17 protein-coding genes, 1 other RNA gene, 1 riboswitch and 1 other annotated feature (1 of these 20 only partly in view) are annotated in these 18,292 nt (G+C 40.7%); of the genes, 15 read left to right on the forward strand and 3 right to left on the reverse strand.

Annotated features, from left to right (window positions below; all coding sequences use genetic code 11):
- Position 1: 1 nt before the first annotated feature.
- Both aspS and RYX56_RS16290 read left to right on the forward strand, forming a co-directional pair.
- On the forward strand, positions 2 to 1,789 hold the full coding sequence (aspS, locus tag RYX56_RS16285) for an aspartate--tRNA ligase (protein WP_317123104.1): 1,788 nt from the start codon (positions 2 to 4) through the stop codon (positions 1,787 to 1,789).
- Between the two features lie 165 nt (positions 1,790 to 1,954).
- Positions 1,955 to 2,068: riboswitch (SAM riboswitch) on the forward strand.
- A 95-nt stretch (positions 2,069 to 2,163) separates the two neighbouring features.
- Complete coding sequence (locus tag RYX56_RS16290; RefSeq protein WP_317123105.1) at positions 2,164 to 3,378, forward strand: homoserine dehydrogenase; 1,215 nt, start codon at positions 2,164 to 2,166, stop codon at positions 3,376 to 3,378.
- A 5-nt stretch (positions 3,379 to 3,383) separates the two neighbouring features.
- On the opposite strand, the gene RYX56_RS16295 is transcribed toward RYX56_RS16290, so the two are convergent.
- The gene (locus tag RYX56_RS16295) at positions 3,384 to 3,677 is read right to left on the reverse strand and encodes a hypothetical protein (RefSeq protein ID WP_317123106.1); all 294 of its coding nucleotides are present in this window, start codon (positions 3,675 to 3,677) and stop codon (positions 3,384 to 3,386) included.
- A 139-nt stretch (positions 3,678 to 3,816) separates the two neighbouring features.
- On the opposite strand from RYX56_RS16295, the gene ssrS reads away from it, so the two are divergent.
- Both ssrS and RYX56_RS16305 read left to right on the forward strand, forming a co-directional pair.
- Positions 3,817 to 4,003: non-coding RNA, 6S RNA (gene ssrS, locus RYX56_RS16300), on the forward strand.
- Between the two features lie 192 nt (positions 4,004 to 4,195).
- Positions 4,196 to 4,957 (forward strand): tRNA threonylcarbamoyladenosine dehydratase, encoded by a 762-nt coding sequence (locus RYX56_RS16305; RefSeq protein WP_317123107.1) that lies wholly within the window; start codon positions 4,196 to 4,198, stop codon positions 4,955 to 4,957.
- Positions 4,958 to 5,001: 44 nt separating this feature from the next.
- On the opposite strand, the gene RYX56_RS16310 is transcribed toward RYX56_RS16305, so the two are convergent.
- A complete protein-coding gene (locus tag RYX56_RS16310) occupies positions 5,002 to 5,631 on the reverse strand; it encodes an RsfA family transcriptional regulator (RefSeq protein WP_317123108.1) in 630 nt (209 codons plus the stop codon).
- A gap of 234 nt (positions 5,632 to 5,865) precedes the next feature.
- Here RYX56_RS16310 and RYX56_RS16315 point away from each other — a divergent pair, with 234 nt between their 5' ends.
- Positions 5,866 to 8,034, forward strand: a complete 2,169-nt coding sequence (locus RYX56_RS16315) for an ATP-binding protein (protein ID WP_317123109.1) — start codon at positions 5,866 to 5,868, stop codon at positions 8,032 to 8,034.
- Positions 8,035 to 8,064: 30 nt separating this feature from the next.
- Here the strand turns inward: RYX56_RS16315 and RYX56_RS16320 are convergent, their stop codons facing one another.
- Positions 8,065 to 9,333, reverse strand: a complete 1,269-nt coding sequence (locus RYX56_RS16320; RefSeq protein WP_317123110.1) for a replication-associated recombination protein A — start codon at positions 9,331 to 9,333, stop codon at positions 8,065 to 8,067.
- 152 nt (positions 9,334 to 9,485) lie between these two features.
- Between RYX56_RS16320 and RYX56_RS16325 the strand changes: the two genes are divergently transcribed.
- The 10 genes from RYX56_RS16325 to RYX56_RS16370 all read left to right on the forward strand — a co-directional run bounded on the left by RYX56_RS16325 (position 9,486) and on the right by RYX56_RS16370 (position 18,045).
- Positions 9,486 to 10,181 carry a YczE/YyaS/YitT family protein gene (locus tag RYX56_RS16325; protein WP_317123111.1) on the forward strand — a complete coding sequence of 232 codons (696 nt, stop codon included), beginning with the start codon at positions 9,486 to 9,488 and terminating at the stop codon, positions 10,179 to 10,181.
- A complete protein-coding gene (gene cymR / locus RYX56_RS16330; RefSeq protein ID WP_047973769.1) occupies positions 10,126 to 10,545 on the forward strand; it encodes a cysteine metabolism transcriptional regulator CymR in 420 nt (139 codons plus the stop codon). Before RYX56_RS16325 ends, cymR begins: the two co-directional genes overlap by 56 nt.
- Before the next feature lie 22 nt (positions 10,546 to 10,567).
- Positions 10,568 to 11,731: a cysteine desulfurase family protein gene (locus RYX56_RS16335; protein ID WP_317123112.1), complete on the forward strand. Its 1,164-nt coding sequence runs from the start codon at positions 10,568 to 10,570 to the stop codon at positions 11,729 to 11,731.
- Between the two features lie 21 nt (positions 11,732 to 11,752).
- The gene (mnmA, locus tag RYX56_RS16340) at positions 11,753 to 12,856 is read left to right on the forward strand and encodes a tRNA 2-thiouridine(34) synthase MnmA (protein ID WP_047973767.1); all 1,104 of its coding nucleotides are present in this window, start codon (positions 11,753 to 11,755) and stop codon (positions 12,854 to 12,856) included.
- 78 nt (positions 12,857 to 12,934) lie between these two features.
- Entirely contained in the window at positions 12,935 to 13,591 is a 657-nt protein-coding gene (locus tag RYX56_RS16345; RefSeq protein WP_317123113.1) for a tetratricopeptide repeat protein, read from the forward strand.
- Positions 13,592 to 13,600: 9 nt separating this feature from the next.
- Positions 13,601 to 15,925: an SF1B family DNA helicase RecD2 gene (gene recD2 / locus RYX56_RS16350; protein WP_317123114.1), complete on the forward strand. Its 2,325-nt coding sequence runs from the start codon at positions 13,601 to 13,603 to the stop codon at positions 15,923 to 15,925.
- 50 nt (positions 15,926 to 15,975) lie between these two features.
- Positions 15,976 to 16,452, forward strand: a complete 477-nt coding sequence (locus RYX56_RS16355; RefSeq protein ID WP_317123115.1) for a PRC-barrel domain-containing protein — start codon at positions 15,976 to 15,978, stop codon at positions 16,450 to 16,452.
- 13 nt (positions 16,453 to 16,465) lie between these two features.
- A complete protein-coding gene (locus tag RYX56_RS16360; protein WP_317123116.1) occupies positions 16,466 to 16,654 on the forward strand; it encodes a YrzR-like zinc ribbon domain in 189 nt (62 codons plus the stop codon).
- 26 nt (positions 16,655 to 16,680) lie between these two features.
- A complete protein-coding gene (locus tag RYX56_RS16365; RefSeq protein ID WP_317123117.1) occupies positions 16,681 to 16,869 on the forward strand; it encodes a DUF3918 family protein in 189 nt (62 codons plus the stop codon).
- 108 nt (positions 16,870 to 16,977) lie between these two features.
- Entirely contained in the window at positions 16,978 to 18,045 is a 1,068-nt protein-coding gene (locus RYX56_RS16370) for an AI-2E family transporter (protein WP_317123118.1), read from the forward strand.
- 46 nt (positions 18,046 to 18,091) lie between these two features.
- Positions 18,092 to 18,292, forward strand: a binding site (T-box leader) (it continues 9 nt past the right edge of the window).

Raw genomic sequence — 18,292 nt, forward strand, 5'->3', positions numbered from 1 at the left:
GATGATAGGTAGAACGCATCATTGTGGAGAGTTAAGAGAAGAGCATGTAGGTGAAGTGGTACAACTAAAAGGATGGGTGCAAAAGCGTCGTGATCTTGGAAATGTCATTTTCCTTGATTTCCGTGACCGTTCTGGTATTGTTCAGGTTGTATTTAGCCCCGAGGTAAACAAAGAAGCATTAGAAATTGCTGAGCGTGTTCGTAATGAGTATGTTCTAGAGATAGAAGGAACAGTTGTAGCCCGTGAGGAACGTACAGTAAATGATAAACTTCCTACAGGGAACATTGAGATTCATGTAACAAAGGTTGAAGTTCTAAATGCTTCAAAATCACTTCCGTTCCAAATTGAAGCAGATACGGATGCTTCTGAGGATGTTCGTCTACGTTACCGTTACTTAGACTTGCGTCGTCCTGATATGCAAGAAACATTTAAGCTGCGCCATAAAACGACGAAACTAATTCGTAACTTCTTAGATGATGAAGCATTCCTTGAGATTGAAACACCAATGCTGACAAAGAGTACACCAGAAGGGGCACGTGATTATCTTGTTCCAAGTCGCGTGCATCACGGTGAGTTCTATGCGCTGCCACAATCACCACAAATCTTTAAGCAGCTTTTAATGGTGTCAGGCTTTGAGCGTTACTACCAAGTCGTTCGTTGTTTCCGTGATGAGGATTTACGTGCGGATCGTCAACCAGAATTTACTCAAATTGATATTGAGACATCTTTCATGGATAAAGAAGACTTGCTTTCAATGACTGAGAAAATGATGGCAAAAGTAATGAAAGAAACAAAAGGCATCGATATTTCTCTTCCCATGCAACGCCTAACTTATGATGAAGCAATGAATCGTTACGGTTCAGATAAGCCAGATACTCGTTTTGAAATGGAACTTGTTGAGCTTTCTGAGGTTGTAGCTGACTCTAGCTTTAAAGTATTTACTAGTGCAATCAACAGCGGTGGCATTGTAAAAGGGTTAAACTTAAAAGGTGGAGCAAGTAAAATGTCTCGTAAAGAGATTGATGCTCTAACTGAGTTTGTGAAGCCTTATGGTGCGAAGGGTCTTGCTTGGTTGAAAGTAGAAGCTGAAGGTCTTAAAGGTCCTGTGGCTAAATTTTTTGAAGGCGAGCAAGCAGAGAGTTTACTTGAAGCAATGAACGGTGAAGAAGGAGACTTATTATTCTTTGCTGCTGATAAAAAACAAGTTGTATTCGATAGCTTAGGTGCTCTTCGTCTGAAGTTTGGTAAAGAGTTTGACTTGATTAACAAGGATGTATATAACTTCCTATGGGTGGTTGATTTCCCGCTCGTTGAATATGATGAAGATGCAAAACGTTTTGTCGCTCTTCACCATCCATTCACAAGTCCGAAGAAAGAAGATCGTGATCTTCTTGCAACGGATCCTGCAGCAGTCCGTGCTGAAGCCTATGACCTTGTCTTAAATGGATATGAGCTTGGTGGTGGATCACAACGTATTTACGAGCGTGAGATCCAAGAGCATATGTTCAGAGCACTTGGTTTCACAGAAGAAGAAGCAAAAGAACAATTTGGCTTCTTACTTGAAGCATTTGAATACGGTACACCTCCACATGGCGGTATTGCGCTTGGACTTGACCGTTTGATCATGCTACTTGCAGGTCGCACAAACTTACGTGACACGATTGCATTCCCGAAAACAGCAAGCGCAAGCTGCTTGTTAACCAATGCACCAAGTGAAGTAAGTCTTGATCAATTAATTGATTTAAACTTATCGGTCATTGGAAAGAAGTCTGATAAAGTAAAAGCTTAATAAATAGAGCCCCGCTAAAGCGCATCCCGCGCAAGCGGGTTTTTTTTTTATGTGGCAATCGCATTACGTTTTCGCACAAACGAAAAAAACCATTGACTCTTCAATTCGTGATGCGTATAATCAGTTTTAATAGAAAATTCGAAACAATATGAGATAGAGATCTCATCCTTATCAAGAGTGGTGGAGGGACTGACCCTATGAAACCCGGCAACCGGTTTGTATGCCATACAAACAAAGGTGCTACGTTCAGCAGAATGTATTCATTCTGGTAGATAAGGGAAGGCAGAAAAACCTTTCCTTAGTGAAAGGTTTTTTTTGTTTAATTCTAGATATAAAGCTAAGACGAGATAGATAAGAGGCGAGGAGAGAGAGTTATGTTAAAAGTAGCGATTCTTGGATTTGGTACAGTAGGTGGAAGCGTATATGGACGGCTAGAAAAAAGCCGTAAAACCATTGAGGAGCAAATAGAGGAGCCGTTTCAAATCACAGCCATTTTGGTAAAAGACCGTCAAAAAGATCGTGCCAATCTTAAGGATGTCTTCATCACGACTGAGTGGGAACAGTTTAAAGCTCATCAAAAGTACGATATCGTATTTGAAGCGATTGGAGGTATTGAACCAGCCTTTACGTACACTCACTATTTTCTCGAGCAAGGAATTCCAGTTATCTCCGCAAATAAAAAGCTTGTGGCGCAAAAAGGTGAAGAACTTGAAAAAGTAGCGACTTCAGGTGGAGCTTTTTATGGTTACGAAGCGGCTGTGGCGGGAGCTGTTCCAATTGTAAATGCTCTTCGTGGAACACTTGCAACGACAGCTATTAATCAAGTGAGAGGGATTTTAAATGGAACGACTAATTATATGTTGACGGAAATGATTCAAAAAGGACGCAGTTTTGCGGATGTGTTACTTGAAGCCCAGCAGTTAGGTTATGCTGAAAGTGATCCTACTGATGACATTGAAAGCTTTGATGCATGGTATAAGTTAATCATCTTAAGCCGACTCTGTTTTGGGAAGTGGGCTGACCCTGAGCAGATAAGCCGTTTCGGAGTGAGTGAGATTGAAAATTGGCATGTAGAGGTGGCAAGTGATATCGGCTGCCAAGTTAAATTAGTAGGAGATTCGAGGCTTGAAGAGGGAGAGATTAAAGGCATTGTATCGCCGGCATTTGTGGTGAACGAAGAACTGTTAGCTTCCATTAATGGCGTTACAAATGGGGTGGTTATTTACGGCGAAGATATTCATGAATTAGCTTTTGTCGGGCCTGGGGCTGGAGGTGCTGCTACCGCTAATAGTATGGTTGAAGATTATCTTTTTCACAAACGCTACAAAGGAGATCGAGTTGTTATAGCAGAAAGTAATTCAAAAGAGAGTGCTAGTTATGATGTGGTGTTTGTCAATCAAGCAAGCTACGGAGAATGCTTGCACTGGGCTGAGGCACATTCGATCAACATCATTGAATCCATTCCTCATGCAGAGGGAGAGGCATGGATTGTGAAGGATGCTGCAGTCGATTACCTCCATCAGCCTGTTTATCAATTATGTGGTGACCTCAATAAAGTGAAAAGTCGTCAACATAGTAAGGTGCTCTAATCACACTAGGGTTTAATGAGATTTCGATAAGCTTCAATGAGAGCAGTAGGTTCTTCTTTAATATAATAAGTCCTTACTCCGCGGCTTGTGTGAAGATACAAGAAGCCCATCGCATTTTTTTCGGGTTTCTTACGATATGAAATATCAAATATAGATTGAATAGGGTAATGATCATCTTTTACTGTTAACTGATCTGGAAAAAGCATCATATCATACGAGGTTTCAACAATTCTCTTTTCAGTCCAACCAATTTCTTGACTAATTTCGATACAACGTTGGGTGGCAAGTGCTTTTTTCATAACTAGATGAAGCCTCCTAAATAAGTTTATATCTACCGTACCACAGGAGTAAAAAAAGAACAAAAAAACAAATGACAGAAAATTAAGATAAAATACTTGCATGTCGTTTTCGGTCATGTTATATTTAGTTCAACAGATAAGAATCCTACGTTGTACGTAAAAACTGAGTGTTTTGAGCCAACACTTTTGAAAAGGGAGCAAGTAGTTGTTTGTTGGATTACATGCCTTTGTGTACTCTTGGAAGGAAGTAAGATAATAAGCACTGTGCACCCACCTGTGAGAGCAGGTTCAAAGCGTAAGTCAAATACGGCATAGTTGGGATTCTTATCCTACATAACTGGGAAAAGAAGCTAAATTGTTCAATTGAACAATTTAGCTTCTTTTTGTGACGAAACGCCTTAGACTTTTTCATCATGCTGTGATATATTCAAATCCGACAATCGATAGCTTTTTAGTATGCTACTAAAAGGGTATACTAGCTGGTAAATAAACCTTTTGCTTGGAAGGAGAAACGATACATGTTACATCAATTTTCACGGAATGAATTAGCTATTGGTCATGATGGATTAGACCAATTAAAAAATAGCACAGTAGCGGTACTAGGTATTGGAGGAGTTGGGTCTTTTTCAGCTGAAGCACTTGCACGATCTGGTGTTGGCCGTCTTGTATTAGTAGATAAAGATGATGTAGATATTACTAATGTCAACCGTCAAATTCATGCTTTGCTCTCTACTGTAGGACGCGAGAAAGTAGAGTTAATGAAAGAACGGATTGCAGATATAAATCCTGATTGTGAAGTTATTGCTCTAAAAATGTTTTATACAGAAGAGACCTATGAACAGTTCTTCAGCTATGGACTTGACTATGTTGTTGATGCAAGTGATACGATCTCTTATAAAATTCACCTCATGAAACAATGCTTAGAGCGTAAAATCCCTATTATCTCAAGTATGGGTGCCGCTAATAAGATGGATCCTACTCGCCTTCGTATTACGGATATTTCTAAGACAAGCTATGATCCTATGGCAAAAGTGATTCGCACAAAGCTACGTAAGGATGGCATTCATAAAGGAATCGAAGTTGTCTTTTCTGATGAACAGCCTATTAAAATACGAGAAGATATCCGTAAAGAAATTGTTCCACAAAAAGCTGAGGAAGGTCCGATTCGTAAGGCGAAGATGCCACCTTCTTCAAATGCATTCGTTCCATCTGTTGCTGGCTTAATTATGGCTGGTCATGTTATCACGAAATTATTAGATGGCATTGAAATCAATCGTTAATCAATAAAAAAACATGCTCCCACTCATAGGAAGCATGTTTTTCTCTATTTTGCGAGCTTTTCTAAATTTCCATTCTTGTCCATTTTAAAGGAGGCACTAGAGAGCGCTTCTTCATCTTCTAAGATTGCCATTCTTCGTGCTCTATTCATGATTTGAATGAGAGACTGGTAATCTTCTTCAATGATCGAACTATCTTGTTTTAGCTTTTGAATTTCACCTTCAAGCTCACGATTACGGTTAATGAGCTCTAAATTCGTCTTAATCAAAGCTGCATTTTCCTCTTCTAGAGAAGATGAGTCTGACTCGAGCGAAAGATTTTGTAAATAATGAATCACCGAATCTAGTGACATCTCTTTTGGTGCTGGTTGTAGTGATGGTTGTACATTTATGGTTGGTGGTGGACTCCACAGTGGCTTTCGTTGAGTGAAATAGGAATAAGACATCGCGCGCTTTCTTTCTTTCCGTTCTTTTTTTGCTTCAGCAATTTGTCTTACATAACGTTGCCTAACGACAGCATTCCATCTAAATCCACAAGCAGCAGACGTACGATTCAATTCATCTCCGACTTCTTCAAACGCCTGCAGTTGTGTGCTGCCTTCGCAAATATGTTTAATCACCGTTTCAGCCAGTAATACATCATCTTCATGAGACCAAGCATCTTGTCTAACTTTCATTCTGTTCAACTCCTAATCCATAAATAGTTTTTGTTACTAGCTACTATGGTCAGAATAAGAAAGGTTTATACAAGGCTCATAGAAAAATGTGGAGATATCCTTCGATCTTTTTAAAAAAGAAAGCCTAATCATTATGAAAAAGTATGAAAGAACCTTTTTTTATATGGGGGAAACGTGTAAGATATAGAAGGTAAAATTATTTGTTAGTTTTCGACAAAATTCGAGGGGTACAAAATGATAAAAACCTTACGAGCAAAATTATTGTTCTTCTTCTTTTTTGCGACGTTACTGCCTTTATTATTTGTAGGCTATATTACATTTCAGTCGCAAAAAATCGATATGAATGAACAGCTTCATCAAACGATGTATACAATGACGGATAACTTCGCTGTTTCTATAGAGAATATTGTAAATGAACGAATGAAAGATGTTATTATTCTAGCAAACAATCCAACGCTTCGAGATTCGGAGCAATCAAGAGAGTTGATTCGTGAAGAATTACGATTATTTGTGAATGCACACTCGGTATATTACGGGGCAATATTTGTGAATACAGAAGGAATTGTCACTGTAGACCTGGATAATACCATTGTAGGAACGGATGTCAATGATCGTTCTTGGTATCAAGAAACGATTTCTGGGAATGGCATTTATTTTTCTGATATTTTTTATTCAGATGTGATTAATCAGCCTGCGCTTGTCTTAACACACGAAGTAAAAGGGAGTGAAGGAGAGACATTGGGTGTTGTCTCCGCCATCTTTGATGTAAACTTTTTATGGGAACGTTTGGCTCACTTTGGTAAGCAACAAAAAAGTCATGGATTAGATGGGTATGCTTTTTTAGTGAATGATCAAGGAAATCTCATTGCACATCCAAATGAGAACTTAATCCTTTCATATAACTATTTGGAGCAAAATGAATTAACAAGTGAGGCCTTATTAGGCTTGGTCCAAAACCGAAACTTATTTCATAGTAAGAGCAACGATATGATTCAAACCTTTGCAAGAGTCGCTAAAGCTCAAGGATTTGATAACGAATGGTATGTTGGGGTCTCTGTTCCACAGGATCGTATTAGTTCTCCAGTAAATGAACTCATTATTAAATACTTGATCTTATTTGGTTGCGTGCTTCTTATTACTTCCTTTGCTGTATTAAAGTTATCATCTTATATCGTAAAGCCGCTGCAACGACTTGTTTTTGCAACGAGTGACTTTGCATTTGGGAAAAAAGTCTATCCACTTGCACCTGATGCTTATCATGAGGTTGATACGTTAACTAGAACATTTAATATGATGACAAGGCGCTTAGTGGAAAGAGAGAAAAGTCACCGTAAGTCTACGCTTATATTAGAAACAACGGACAATGGTGTGCTTGCTTTTCAACAAAGTAGTCAGCGAGTTACGACGTTTAATAGACAGTGTGAGCAGTTGTTTGCGCTTGAAAAAGAGCAAGTCATTGGGTCAACACTTGATCAAGTAATTGAGACGAATAAGGCATTCGAGCAATTTATTGAAAACTCAAAGCTAGCTGATGTGCTGCATAATAAAGATTTTAATAAGAAGTATGAGTTTGAGTTTTATTTTAATGGTCAAAAACGAATCTTCTTTGCAAGTGTCTCAACCTTGCCAAAGCTTAATAACAAAGAAGAGTTAGAAGATGTTTTATTGATTTTCATAGATATTACAGATAAACGCAAAATGGAGCAAGAGCTTGTACGCTCAGAAAAGCTCCAATTAGTTGGTCAACTAGCAGCAGGTTTCGCTCATGAAATTCGTAACCCGCTGACAACCATTCGTGGATTCATGCAAATTTTCCATCAATCTGATGCGACAAAGGGTGAGCATAAGGTTCATTACGATGTGATCATTAAAGAGATTGACCGAGTGAATTCGATTATTGGTGAACTACTGCAGATGGCTAATCCAAAATCGGTCTCCACCAAATCGGAAACGAATATTGGTGAGCTTTTAACTGATATTTATACGTTGTATAAACCAGAAGCAACGGAGAAAGAGATCGCAATGAAGTTGCATCTAGAACCAATGCCAACGGTGTATCTCGATCGGAGTAAGCTTCATCAAGTTGTCATGAATCTTGTCAAAAATGGACTTGAAGCGATGGATGGAAGTGGAAAGTTAATTCTAAATGCTACTGAGAATAGTGAAAGAGAAACGATTGAAATCTCCATTGAAGATACGGGTGTCGGAATGGATGAGAAAACAGTTGAAATGCTTGGAACACCTTTCTTTACAACAAAAGAAACAGGGACAGGCTTAGGGTTGATGACCTCCTTCCGTATTGTTGAAGAACTGGGTGGAGAGATATCTGTGAGTAGTATTGAGGGAGTTGGTACAACATTCACGATTCAATTACCCTTACATGCAGTGAAAATGTATCAATAAAAAGTCTGGCTGCATCATGCAGCCAGACTTTTAACGTTGATCGAGTTTTGTGTAAATATCAGCTAATGCTTGTTCGAACTTGCCCGTTCGTTTTGGTTCGAAATAGCGGGCCTTTTTTATTTTGTCGGGTAAGTATTGCTGTTTTACCCAGCCATGCTCAAAATTATGTGGGTATTGATATTCTACGCCTCTACCTAGTTGTTGTGCCCCTTTGTAGTGGGCATCTTTCAAGTGCTTAGGAACATCACCAACGGCTCCTTGGCGAATATCAGCAAGTGCGGCATCGATTGCCGTATATGCAGAATTCGATTTGGGAGAAAGACATAGCTCAACGACAGCATTGGCAAGTGGAATCCTGGCCTCTGGCATCCCGAGTCGTTCGGCAGCCTCTATTGCCGCAAGCGTTCTTGCACCAGCTTGAGGATTAGCGAGGCCGATATCTTCATAGGAGATGACAAGAAGCCGTCTCGCGATACTTGTGAGGTCTCCTGCCTCAAGCAACCTTGCTAAATAATGAAGTCCAGCATTCACATCACTTCCCCGAATCGATTTCTGGAAAGCGGATAACACATCATAATGGGCATCGCCATCTTTATCGTGATGAAAACTTTTCTTTTGGATACACGATTCAGCGGTTTTGAGAGGGATTTTTTTAACACTCTCCTCGTTTGCAAATGTAGATTTAACAGCTAACTCTAATGCATTTAGGGCAGAGCGTACATCTCCTCCACACATATGAGCGAGGTGGGTGAGTGCCTCATCTGTGATCTCAATTTTTTCTTTGCCAAAGCCTACTTCCTGATCGTCTATTGCTCGTGTTAAGGCAACTTTTATGTCCTCAGGCGTTAAAGGCTCAAGCTCAAATATTTGACAGCGACTACGAATCGCTGGATTAATAGAATGATAAGGATTAGAGGTAGTGGCTCCAATTAAGATGATCAAGCCTTTTTCTAGATGAGGCAGAAGGAAATCTTGTTTTGCTTTATCGAGCCTGTGAACCTCATCTAAGATCACGATCAGCTGACCGTGCATTTTTGCTTCAGCAACAGCTACTTCCATATCTTTTTTATTATGAACAACTGCATTTAGCAATTTAAAAGGAGTATCTGTACTCCCTGCAATGGCTGTAGCAATTGATGTCTTGCCGATACCAGGCGGCCCGTATAAGATCATGGATGAAAGTTGACCAACGTCCACCATTCGACGTAGGAGCATTCCTTCCCCAACGAGATGCGTTTGACCGATTATATCTTCCACTTTTTTAGGGCGCATTCGATATGCAAGAGGTTCTTTTTTCATCTAATCATCTCCATTGCACGCAACATTTCTCTCTAGTGTAGCGGATTGATTGTAAAAAGCCAATGAAACCGATTAGCAAGTAGATTAGACACCAATCTACTCGGAATTCATGCTATAATTACAAAGAATTAGCAGGAGAGAAGGGGTAACCTTTGAGCGGAGTCGAGAAAAGTAGAAAGCCAAGTAAGCTTTTTGTTCGTTGGGCGGTATTTATGATTGGTCTAATCATCATGTCGTTTGGGATTTCGATGATGATTCGGGCTGATTTAGGAAGTGCACCGTGGGATGTCTTGCACATTGGATTAACGATGCAACTAGGGTTAACAGTTGGCTCATGGTCGATCATCATGGGTTTTATTATTATTGGTCTTACAAGCTTACTAACAAAAAAATGGCCACAATTTGGCGCTTTCATTAATATGGTGTTAGTCGGAGTTTTCATTGATATCTTTTTGTGGATTTTACCATCACCTGAAGGTTTCTTGTTGAAACTGGCTATGCTAGTAATAGGAATTATAGTGATTGGGTACGGGATTGGCTTATACATTGCGCCACGTCTTGGAGCAGGACCACGTGATAGCTTAATGCTTGCTCTTACATTGCGCACAGGCTGGAAGGTACAATGGGTTCGAAGTTCCATGGAAGTGATTGTACTCTCATTTGGATGGTTACTCGGTGGGCCTGTTTTTATAGGAACATTATTATTTTGTTTTGGCATTGGATCAGTAGTAGGGTTTACGATGCCACAATGTCAGCGAATCGTCGATATTTTGATAGAAAGAGGGTCAAGAAATGAAAATTTCAACCAAGGGACGCTACGGACTCACCATCATGATGGCATTAGCTAAAAAATCAGGTGAAGGTCCGGTTTCATTAAAGTCAATAGCAAAGGAATATAACTTATCTGAGCATTATCTTGAGCAGCTCATTTCGCCGCTTCGAAATGCAATGTTAGTGAAAAGTGTACGTGGGGCGTATGGCGGCTATATGCTTTCAAAGGATGCAAAAGAGATTACAGCCGGAGACATTATTCGCGTGCTAGAAGGGCCGATTAGTCCTGTTGAGGTCATGGATGATGAGGAGCCAGCAAAACGTGATCTATGGATAAAAATTCGTGATGCAGTAAAAGATGTACTTGATAACACGACATTGGATGATCTGGCGAATTATGAAGACAAAGGCAAACAAGAATATTATATGTTCTACATTTAACAAATAAAGAAGGTGATCAACGATGGAGTCTATCTATCTTGACCATGCAGCAACGTCGCCTATCGACCCTCGTGTGGTTGATGCGATGTTGCCGTATTATTATGAGCATTTTGGAAATCCGTCAAGCATTCATCATATCGGACGTGCTGCACGTCAAGCAGTTGATGAAGCCCGCCAAACAATGGCTGAACTTCTTCATACTAAGGCGAATCAGCTTACGATTACGAGTGGAGGAACGGAAGCTGATAATATGGCGATTCTAGGCTATGCTACTGGGCATGAAGCTAAAGGAAAACATATTATTACAACAATGATTGAGCATCATGCGGTCGGACACGCTTGCAAGGAATTAGAACAACGTGGTTTTGAAGTGACGTATTTACCAGTTGATGAGGCAGGGAAAGTTCATCCGGCAGCAGTTGAGAGTGCACTGCGTGAGGATACGATTCTTGTAACGATTATGTATGGAAACAATGAAGTAGGAACGATTCAGCCAATTGTTGAAATTGGTGAATTGTTACGTGATCATCAAGCTGTGTTTCATACAGATGCGGTTCAAGCTTGCGGTTCTATGGAATTACAGCTTGATGATCTTCCTGTAGATATGGTGTCCTTATCCGCTCACAAAATCAATGGTCCAAAAGGAATTGGCCTTTTATATACGAAAAAAGGAATCACCTTAAAACCGTTATTATTTGGGGGAGAACAAGAGCGTAAGCGAAGAGCTGGTACGGAAAATGTAGCAGCTATTGTTGGCTTTAGTAAAGCGTTGGAACTAACGCTAGAAACTGCCAGCGAAAAACGTGAGCGTTATCTTCGCTATTCACGTGTCTTTTTTGATACATTTACAAACATGAATATAAGCTTTGTGATTAATGGAGACCAAAATGATCGTTTGCCGCATATTTTAAATGTGAGTTTTCCAGGAATTCAAGTAGAGGCACTGCTCGTTGCACTTGATATGGCACAGATTGCAGCGTCAAGTGGCTCCGCATGTACAGCAGGTTCGCTTGAGCCATCTCATGTGTTGCAGGCTATGTACGGGGAGAAAGGTCAGGAGCGAGTCAACTCCGCTGTGCGCTTTAGCTTCGGTATAACCAACACAGACGAGGAAATAGACTTCGCTGCAAACGAAATAGCGAAAATTGTGAAGAGGCTCCAAGATCAACAAGCATTCATAAGCTAGGAGCATTAGGTGGTGGAAAAGATGAAGAAAAGACCAGAAGATACAAAGGTCGTTGTCGGGATGAGTGGTGGAGTTGATTCATCTGTGACAGCTCTTGTTTTAAAAGAACAAGGCTATGATGTAATCGGGATCTTCATGAAAAACTGGGATGATACAGATGAAAGTGGTTTCTGTACAGCTACAGAAGATTATGAGGATGTAATCCGTGTATGCAATCAAATTGGCATTCCATATTATGCCGTTAATTTTGAAAAGCAATATTGGGATAAAGTGTTCACTTATTTCCTTGAAGAATATAAAGCAGGTCGCACGCCAAACCCAGATGTGATGTGCAACAAAGAAATTAAGTTTAAAGCATTTTTAAATCATGCGATGGCTCTAGGTGCTGATTATGTCGCAACTGGGCATTACGCACGTGTTGAAGAAGTAGATGGTGAATTCAAATTGTTACGCGGAATCGATAACAATAAGGATCAAACCTACTTCCTCAATGCCTTATCTCAGCAGCAACTATCGAAAACGATGTTTCCAATTGGCCATATGCCGAAAAAAGAAGTCCGAGAAAAAGCACTCGCAGCCGATCTTGCTACGGCAAAGAAAAAAGATAGCACAGGGATCTGCTTCATTGGGGAGCGTAACTTTAAAGACTTTCTCAGTGAGTTTTTACCAGCGCAACCAGGTGAGATGCAGACACTTGATGGCGAAGTGAAAGGCAAGCATGACGGGTTAATGTATTACACGTTGGGCCAACGTCAAGGTCTTGGAATTGGTGGAGCTGGAGAGCCTTGGTTTGTTATTGATAAAGACCTTGAGCGTAATGTATTACTAGTTGGACAAGGGTTCCATCATAAAGGCCTTTATTCAGAAGGGCTAGAGGCGATTAAGATGAATTGGATTTCATCGAATCACCCGACTGAAGAATTTCGTTGTACTGCTAAATTCCGTTACCGTCAAGAAGACCAAGGGGTTACGGTTATTCCTAAAAGTGATGGAAGCGTCCTTGTGAAGTTTGACGAGCCAGAACGTGCCATCACTCCAGGACAAGCAGTTGTCTTTTACGATGGAGACGTCTGCATGGGCGGGGGAACGATCGATCGCGTGATTAAAAAGTGGGAAAATGCCTAATTGGTATTTTCCCTTTTTCTCTGTGTGTAAGAGTGAGATAATAAATGCAATGAAAAGGTATGGAGAGGACGTGCAAGCATGAGTTGGAATGAAAAAGGAATTGCCTATATGAATGAGCAAAATTATGAGGAGGCAGCTAAAGCCTTTAATGCAGCAATTGAAGAAAACCCCAAAGACGCTACAGCGTTTATTAACTTTGGCAATTTACTCGGAGCAGTCGATGAGAATGAGCGAGCGCTAATTTTCTTTGATAAAGCGATTGCTCTTGATGAAGAGGCGGGTACAGCTTACTACGGAGCAGGAACGATTTATTTTAAGCAGGATCAATTTGAAGAAGCGGCGAAAATGTTTAAGCAAGCACTTGTTCATAAGCTAGAAGAAGCGGATGTGTTTTTTATGCTTGGTATGAGCTATTACCAGCTTGGAGCCCTTCCACACGCAATGGCTAATTTTAAACGGGCTGTAGAGCTAAATGATGCAGATATTGATGCTCGCTTCCAATATGGATTATGCTTGGCACAAACTGAACAAATTGAAGAAGCTGTAAATGAACTTGAACGAGTCGTAGAAGATGCGCCTAATCATGCGGATGCGTATTTTAATCTTGGCGTAGCGTATGCATACAAAGAAGAAGCAAAAAAAGCGCTTGGGGCGTTTGAAGAGGCATTACGTATCCAACCAGATCATGCGCTTGCAGCAAATGGTAAGAAGACGGTTGAACAAGCCTTGCAATAAGGGTGATAAATGATGACGGATGAACAGCTAACTCTTGCAGAAGAGAATGGAATAGAGCGAGGCTATATTAAAGGTGAGGTATTGCACCTTGTATTTCGTAATGAAGAAAATGCGTACACAGTTGCCCTAGTACGTGTCGATGAGACAAATGAGGAATTAAAAGATAAAAAAATAGCGGTAGTAGGGATCCTCCCTCAGCTAGATGTAGCCGAGACCTTTTTATTTTTTGGAACCGTGACAGAGCACCCTCGATTCGGAAAGCAGTACCAAATTGATCAATTCAGGCGTGATCTGCCACAAACAAAAAGCGGGATTATTCTATATTTAGCAAGTGATCGTTTTCCTGGGATCGGCAAAAAAACAGCTGAAGCCATTGTTGATACATTAGGAGAGCGGGCGATTACACGGATCGTAGAGGATCGTGCTGTTTTAAAAGTGGTACCAAAGCTCTCAAAAGAAAAAGCGGATCAATTGTATCAACAGCTTGTTGACCAACAAGGGGTCGAGCAAGTGTTGATGACGCTCTCTAAGCATGGTTTTGGTCTGGAGCTTTCAATGAAAGTATATCAAGCGTATGGGTTTCAGGCACTCGATATCATCCAAACGAACCCGTATCAATTAATCGCTGATGTCGAAGGGATTGGCTTTCGTAAAGCGGATCTACTCGGCGCTGCAATTGGATTAACTGGTAGTCATCCTGAACGAATTCGAGCGGGGCTTTTATTTGTGGTACAAGAATTGTGCTTACAAGACGGCCATGTGTTTTTGGACAAGGATTCGCTTATTCCCCATGTGAGAAGCCTATTATCCTCTCCTGGGGATGTCATTACTGCTGAAGAAATTGAACATGAGCTTCTTTCAATGGAAGAAGATGACGCACTTGTAATAGAAGACAATCGTGTCTATGTAAAGTCATTGTATTTTGCTGAAAAAGGAATCGTCTCGAGTGTTCGGCGCCTAGCAGCTAATGAGGTAAAAGATGAATTTCCGGAATCAGAGTTTCTTAAAACATTGGGTCAGCTTGAAGAAGAGCTGAAAATTGAATATGCGCCTCAGCAAAAAGAAGCCATTCAAACAGCTCTTTCTTCTCCGTTTATGCTATTAACAGGAGGGCCTGGAACTGGGAAAACAACAGTTATTAAAGGGATTGTTGAAACATATGCCAGGTTAAATGGACTATCGCTTGATCCTAGAGCTTATTCAAAGTCTAATCCTTTTCCGATTCTGTTAGTAGCTCCGACAGGTCGAGCAGCTAAACGAATGAGTGAGGCCACCGATCTCCCAGCTGTCACGATTCATCGTTTACTCGGTTGGAAAGGGGGAAACGGAGGCTTTGAAAAAGGAGAGCATGAACAGCTTGAAGGAGAATTGATCATTGTTGATGAGGTATCAATGGTAGATATATGGCTCGCAAATCAACTGTTAAAAGCAATTCCTAAGGGTATGCAGATTGTTTTTGTTGGAGACCAAGATCAATTGCCATCGGTAGGTCCTGGCCAAGTATTAAAGGATTTTCTCGATTCAGAGGTCGTACCAACCGTTCCGTTAACCGCTATCTATCGCCAAAAAGAAGGCTCCTCGATCATCGAGCTTGCCCATGAAATGAAACAAGGGAAAATGCCAAACGATTTATCTGAAGCAAAGGCTGACCGCCGTTTCTTTCCTTGTACAAATGATCATGTCCAACATGTAGTCACTCAAATTTGTGAAAATGCGATGAAAAAAGGGTATTTGGCAAGAGACATTCAAGTTTTAGCCCCGATGTATAAAGGTCAAGCTGGGATTACAGAGCTTAATCGGATTTTGCAGGAGCTATTTAATCCTAAAACTGAGCAAAAAAGGGAGCTTTTATATGGTGATTTAGCCTATAGAACAGGTGATGTCGTCTTACAGCTCGTCAATAACCCTGATGAGAATGTGTACAACGGCGACCGTGGGGAAATAGTCGCGATTTTTTATGCGAAAGAAAATACCGAAAAACAAGACCAAGTCGTCATTAGTTTTGATGGAACCGAGGTCGTTTATAACAAAAAGGATTTAAATCAAATTACTCACGCATATTGTTGCTCCATTCATAAATCACAAGGAAGTGAATTTCCGATTGTCGTCATGCCAGTCGTTCGGAATTATTCGAGAATGCTTAGACGGAATTTACTTTACACAGGCATCACTCGTGCGAAAAAATTTCTGCTCTTATGTGGAGAATTGAAATCCTTTCATACGGCAGTGACAAGAGAAGATGAATTAATTAGACACTCGATGTTAAAGGATAAGCTTGTCGCTTTAAAAGAAACGCAGTCTGACTTTCAAAATGGAAATGGTCGACTAACATAACGAATGATGTAAGCCACATACTAAGACTGTTCGGAAAGGTGGGGAGTACTTTGCGAACTTTTTCAACCATAGAAGGACTACCTGTGATTGAACAGTCTTCTGGAATAGAGTGTGGTCATGTCCTTGATCTCTTAATGAATGATCAAGAGCGGATTGAGGGGTTTGTAGTCGATCGAAAAGGGTGGCTAAATCATCATCTTTTTCTTCCTGTTGAAGCGGTTATGAGTTTTGGTTATGACGGCGTAATGGTGAGGAGTGAAGAAGACCTCTCACGTTACAACAGAAAAGACCACCACTCTCATTCTTTAAAATTGGGAAAGAGACGTCTTCAAGGCCTAGCTTTACTAACCACTGAAGGGGAGAAGGTAGGACTGGTAGAAGATGTATATTTTGAAGAAGAAGTGGGGACAATCGTAGGGTATGAAGTGACCGATGGATTGGTGGCTGACTTAGTAGAGGGTCGAAAGGTGATTAAAGCCAAAGGACCTCTTATAGTTGGCAAGGACAAAGCCATCGTGTCGATTTAAGGAGGCCCTACGTATGCAATGTCCAAACTGTAAATCAAAAGATATCGGTAAAATAGGCACAAACCAATATTATTGCTGGAATTGTTTTGTTGAGATGAGCTTGCTAAAAGGGAAGCTTTCTTTGCATCAAGTCGAGGAAGATGGCTCGCTCAGTTCTTTAGATGATTTGTTTGAAGATCAGGATCTGCATGTTGGAATGTAATCCAATATAAAAGGTGGTGTCATCCGATGAGGAAAGCTTTTACGTCTCTACTAGCTGTTGGAGTGGGAGCTGCTGCTTATTCGATGAGTAGTCGCCAAAACAAGCGGAAGTTTGATCAATTCATTCAACCGATTAAAGAGTTGGATATGAATAAGTATTTCAACAACCGAACATGGAAAAAAACGAAGAAACAATTAGCGAAACGTTTCTCGTAGGAAATGCGACAAGCTTGTCTACTTTGTAGGCAGGCTTTTTTGTTTGAACTGATAAACAAACTCAAATTGTACACACTACAAGTAGAGAAGCCCAAGGAGGTGTGTATAGTGGAGAAACGGCTGAATGAGTATAAGTGGATCAACAAGCTCGTGCTTGTGTTATTAGTGCTGCTTATTGTCTTTATGGCAGTTCAATTACTTCCTTTGCTTGAACCGATTTTCAAAGTCATAAAAGCTCTCCTTCTCCCACTTACCTTAGCGGTTCTCTTTACATACTTTCTCCATCCACTTGTTGAAGGATTGCACGATTGGGGGCTACCACGTTCAGTAAGTGTACTAGTTGTTTTTTTAATCCTTCTTTTAACAGTAGGATTTTTGATTGTATGGGGAGCTCCAGCTTTAGTTGAACAAATACGTCATGCGATGGAGAGATTGCCTGAACAAATTAGAGCATTAGAGGACTTCATGTTTCAAATTCAAAGTGAGGTGCGAACACTTCCCTCTCCCATTAGAGTTCACATTGAAGAATGGTCCACTCAAGCAGAGCAACTCGGAGCCAGGGCATTGGACCAAACAGAGGCTGTCGCCTTATGGGTGATTCAATCAATGTTTAGTTTGATCGTTATTCCATTCTTGGTGTTTTATTTTCTGAAAGATTTTGATCTTGTCCAAAAGGTTGCTTGGTATCTAACACCGAGAAGATGGAGAGGTAGATTAAAACGTTATGTAGAAGACGTGGACCATACATTTGGCAGCTATATCCGTGGACAGCTTCTTGTTGCGCTTGCAGTAACGATTATTTCTAGCCTGGGCTTTTGGCTTATTGGAGTGCCGTATCCCATTTTATTAGGAATTTTTATGGGAGCGACTGAGATGATTCCTTATTTCGGGGCTTATATTGGAGCTGTACCTGCTGTGGCCGTCGCCTTACTTGAATCTTGGCAACTTGCTCTTATCACTTCGGTTTTTATATTAATTTTACAACAAATTGAAGGTAATGTACTTTCCCCTGTAATTGTAGGAAGGACTTTGCATATGCATCCCATCTTGATCATCCTGGCGTTAGTAATTGGGGTTGAGGCAGGTGGTGTTATCGGGTTATTGGTAGCTGTTCCCCTCCTTGCGATTTTAAAAGTCACGTTACTGCATATTCGACTATATTTCATCAGTCATTGACAAGAGTATTACCGCTTTTCTATAATAAGAGACAAATGATCGATTAACGAACACGTTGACGGAATGAAGTACGAATCAGTCCCCACCAAGAGAGGTGACCCCTATGGCTGAGAGGGTTGCTGTGTGAAGGGATTCGGAAAGCTACTCCTGAGTGCAGGCAAAAACCTGCCGTTCGCCGCGTTAAGGCTTCGAGTGATGGATGAATGATCATCCATAATTAGGGTGGCACCGCGTGAATACAACTCTC

The sequence above is a fragment of the Alkalihalophilus lindianensis genome (assembly GCF_032843265.1).
Taxonomy (GTDB): domain Bacteria; phylum Bacillota; class Bacilli; order Bacillales; family Bacillaceae_D; genus Alkalihalophilus; species Alkalihalophilus lindianensis.